The organism is Actinokineospora sp., from assembly GCF_052390155.1.
Classification (GTDB): Bacteria; Actinomycetota; Actinomycetes; order Mycobacteriales; family Pseudonocardiaceae; genus Actinokineospora.
This window is the reverse complement of the sequence record NZ_JBQTHF010000083.1, coordinates 1-4,170: the sequence shown is the minus strand read 5'-3', so window position 1 is coordinate 4,170 and position 4,170 is coordinate 1. Positions and strand designations below refer to the sequence as shown.

Below are 4,170 nucleotides of genomic sequence, written 5' to 3'. Positions count from 1 at the left end.
CCCGCCCACCGCACCGGAAACTCCCCAATCGCATCACCACCACCCGACAACAACTCCCAATACCCCTCCGGCGTATCCACACCCCCCGGCAAACGACACGCCATCGACACCACCGCAATCGGCTCGGTCCGCGCCGCGCGCTCGGCCGTGAGGTCCTGTTCTGCCTCCATCAGCGCGGTGGTGGCCCGCCGCAGGTAGGTTTCGAGCTGCTCGATCTCGGACATGGTCATGCGGTTGCTCCAAGTTTGGTGTCGAGGAACCGAAGCAGGTCGGCCCGGCTGTCGATCGCCACGTCCTCGTCCGGTTTCCGGGTGGTGACGGTCTTGGACAAGCCGTCGGCCAGTTCGTGCAGGCGGGCGGCGAGGCCCGGCGCGGCAAGGTCGGCTGGACTGGCGCTTCGCAGCAGGTCGACCAGTCCGTCGATGTCGGACCGAGTGATCCGCACCGCCGGTTCGGCCGGGTCACCGAGCGCGAGCTTGGTCAGTACGAGGCTCGCGATCGCCTTCGACGTCGGGTGGTCGAAGGCAAGCGTGGCGGGCAGCGCGACATCGGCCGCCGCCGCGACCCTGCGGCGCAGCTCCACCGCCATCAGCGAGTCGAGGCCGAGGTCTTTGAACACCTCGGCCGGGGCGACGCCGGGATCGGCCGGGATGCCCAGCACCGTCGCCGCCTCGCCGCGGACCAGCTCGACCAGGTGGGCGAGCCGCTGGTCGGCGGCCATCCCGGTGAGCCGCTCGCGCAGCGCGCCCGCCGACACCGCGCTGCCCGCGCGCCGCCGCGCGGCGCGAACCAGGCCGCGCAGCAGCGGGGGTGGCGCAGCGCCGCTCTCGTCCAGTTCACGTTGCAGCGCGGCCAGGTCCAGTCGAACGGGCACGTGGTGCGGGTACGGCGCGGCCAGCGCGGTGTCCAATACGGACAGTGCCTGTGCCGGGGAGAGCGCGCCGACACCGCGCCTGCGCAGCCGGGCCAGCTCGGCGGCGCCGAGGTGGGCGGTCATGCCGGTTCCGTCCTGCTGCCACAGGCCCCAGGAAAGGCTGGTCGCGGGCAGGCCGTCGGAGCGGCGGCGCACGGCAAGCGCGTCGAGGAAGGCATTCGCGGCCGCGTAACCCGCCTGCCCGGCGCTGCCGAGCACCCCGGCCGCGGAGGAGAACAGCACGAACTCGGTGAGGTCGCGGTCGCGGGTCAGCTCGTGCAGGTGTAACGCGCCGTCCACCTTCGGCGCCATCACCCGGGTGACCCGTTCGGCGGTCTGCGCGGCGAGTACGCCGTCGTCGAGCGCGCCTGCCAGGTGCCACACCGCCACCAGGTCGTCCACTGTGGACAACAGGTGCTCGGCGTCGGCGCGGTCGCCGATGTCGCACGCGCGGATATCCACGGCGGTGGCACCCGCGTCGATCAGCTTGCCGACCAGTTCGTCCGCACCGGGGCTGGCCAGTCCGCGCCGCGATGTGAGCACCAGCCTGCGCACGCCGTGCGTGAGGACCAAGTGCTCCGCGACAGCACGGCCGAGTTCACCGGTGCCACCGGTGACCAACACGGTGCCCTCGGTCGCGGCGCGGGCGGGCGGCGGGCCCGCGGACGCGCGCACCAGGCGGGCGGCCAGGACTTGGTGGCCGCGGACGGCCAACTCGGGTTCGGCGACCGCGCCGAGCGCGCCGTCGAGCGCGGCGGTCAGCGGGGTGTCGATGTCGATCACCCGGATGACCCGCTCCGGGTTTTCCGCGCGGGCGGTGCGCAGCACCCCCCACAGCGGGGCCTGGGCGAGCCCGTCGATGCGGGTGCCGTGCCCGGTGTCGATGCTGTCGCGGAGGACCCATGCCAGTTCGGCGCGGTCGAGCCGCGGCTCGGCGAGCAGCAGGCGTAGCTGGTCGATGGCGTGCCCGGTCTCCCGCCGGGCACGTTCGGCGAGCGTGCCGGGAAACCGCCCGGCGGTGGCGTCGATGACGACCCGGTCGGGCGAGCCGTCTGCCAGTCGGGCGAGCAGCCCTTCGACGTCGGCGACGGACTCGGTGCCGAGCCGCGCGGCGATCTGGCTGTCCGCGCCGACAATCACCTGGCTGGTGGTGTCGGCCCGGGCCGCGACCGGCTGGAACTCGACGCGGTAGAGGTGGTCGGCGGTGGACGCGGCGCGGATCTGCTGGGGCGTCGCCACCCGCAGGTGTAGGGCTTCGATCGTGGCCACCGGCGCTCCGGTGGCGTCGGCGACCCGCAGCGCGGCGGTGCCGTCTTCGGCGTCGACGCGCACCCGCAGCCGGGTGGCGCCCGCGGCGTGCAGGGTCACCCCGCTCCACTCGAAGGGCAGCAGCACGGCTCCCTCGGGCAGCCCGTCGCCCTCGATCGCCCGGATCGCCTGCAGTGCGGCGTCGAGCAGCGCCGGGTGCAGCCCATGCGCGGCGGCGTCGAGCCCGGCAGGCAGCTCGACCTCGGCGTAGGCGGTGGCGCCTGCGCGCCAGAGCGCGGTCAGGCCCTGGAACGCCGGGCCGTAGCGGATGCCCTGGTCGGCGAAGCGCTGGTGGAGGTCCGCCACCGCGACCGGGTCGGCGCCGGGTGGCGGCCACACGGTGAGGTCGAGCGGATCGGCCGAGGGCGGGCAGCCGAGTTCGCCCGCGGCGTGCAGGGTCCAGGTGTCGGGGTCGGTGGTGGCCTCCGGCTGGGTGTGGATCTCGATCCCGGTCCCGTCGATCCGAATCTGGAGCCGCAGCGGGGTGTCGTTGGCGAGCACGACGGGCTGGGCGATGGTGAGCCCGGCGATCCCGTCCGCACGGACGGTGTCGGCGGCGGCCATGGCCAGGTCGAGCAGGCCCGCGCCGGGCACGACGACCTGGCCGAACACGGTGTGGTCAGCCAGCCACGGGTGGTCCCGCAGCGCGATGCGGCCGGTGAGTAGGTGACCGCTGCCCCCGGCGAGCGTGGTGGTCCCGCCGAGCCACGGGTGGGCGGCGGGGGCCAACCCGGTGGTGCGGTGGTCGGCCGAGCGCGGCCGGTCCTCGATCCAGTGGCGCTGCCGCTGGAACGGATAGGTGGGCAGGGCAAGCGGGTCGACGGCGGGCACGGACGCGGACCAGTCGACCTCGTGGCCGTGGCTGTGGAGGGTGGTCAGGTTGGTCAGGAACCGGTCGTACCCGCCACTGTCGCGGGCCAGGCTGGGGACGACAAGACCGTCCGGCCCCGCCGCGTCGATCAGCGGCATCGACAGGATCGGGTGCGGGCTGACCTCGATGAACGTCGTGTGCCCGTCGGCCAGCAGTTGGCCGAGGGCCAAGTCGAAGCGCACGGTCTCGCGCAGGTTACGGCACCAGTACTCGCCGGTCATCTCCGTTCCGGTGATCTTCTCTCCCGCCAGCGTCGAGTAGATCGGCACCCGTGCCGCCGATGGCGCCCCGAGGGCGGCGAACCGCTCGGTCAGCGCGGGCAGCAGGGCGTCCATGTGGGCGCTGTGCGAGGCGTAGTCCACATTCACCTTGCGGTGGTAAACGCCTTGGTCGGCCAGCAGTCCGACGATCTTGTCCAGTTCGACCGAGTCGCCACTGACCACTGTGGAGTGCTTGGTGTTCACCGCGGCGATCGAGACGTGGATTCCAGCGGCGTCGACCAAGTCGACAAGGCGCTCGTGCGGGCACTCCACCAGGGCCATCGCGCCCCCGGGGGCGCGATCGCGCACCGCGGCACTGCGGGCGGCAACCACGAGCGCGCCCTGGTCGAGGGTCAGCGCCCCCGCCACCACAGCGGCCACGACCTCGCCCTGGGAGTGGCCGACGACGGCATCCGGGCGCACGCCCCGGGAACGCCAGAGGGCGGCGAGGGCGACGCCCATGGTGAACAGCGCGGGCTGGACGATGTCGACCCGGTCGAGCCAGGCCGGGTCGTCCCCGCAGAGCACGTCGGCGACGGACCATCCGGTCAGCGGGCGCAATGCGCGGTCGCAGTCGCGAACCGCTTCGGCGAACACCGGTTCCTCGGCCGTCAGCGCCGCTCCCATGCCCAACCACTGGCTGCCCTGCCCGGGGAAGACGAATGCCACGCGACCGCGTCGACCGGCGCGTGCGACCGGGCCGCTCTGGGCGAGTGCGCGCAGCCGGTCCGCTGCCTCAGCGGTCGTGGCGGCGACCACACCCGCCCGATAGTCGAAATGCGTACGCCGCAACGCCGCCGTACCCGCAACATCGGCAA

2 protein-coding genes are annotated in these 4,170 nt (G+C 73.5%); both read right to left on the bottom strand.

Annotated features, from left to right (window positions below; genetic code table 11):
- Positions 1-230: beta-ketoacyl synthase N-terminal-like domain-containing protein (locus ACT4N7_RS25570; protein WP_444831398.1), on the bottom strand; the 230-nt coding region annotated here is incomplete at its 3' end.
- Positions 227-4,021: an SDR family NAD(P)-dependent oxidoreductase gene (locus tag ACT4N7_RS25565; protein ID WP_444831397.1), complete on the bottom strand. Its 3,795-nt coding sequence runs from the start codon at positions 4,019-4,021 to the stop codon at positions 227-229. The genes ACT4N7_RS25570 and ACT4N7_RS25565, both read right to left, overlap by 4 nt.
- Positions 4,022-4,170 lie beyond the last annotated feature (149 nt).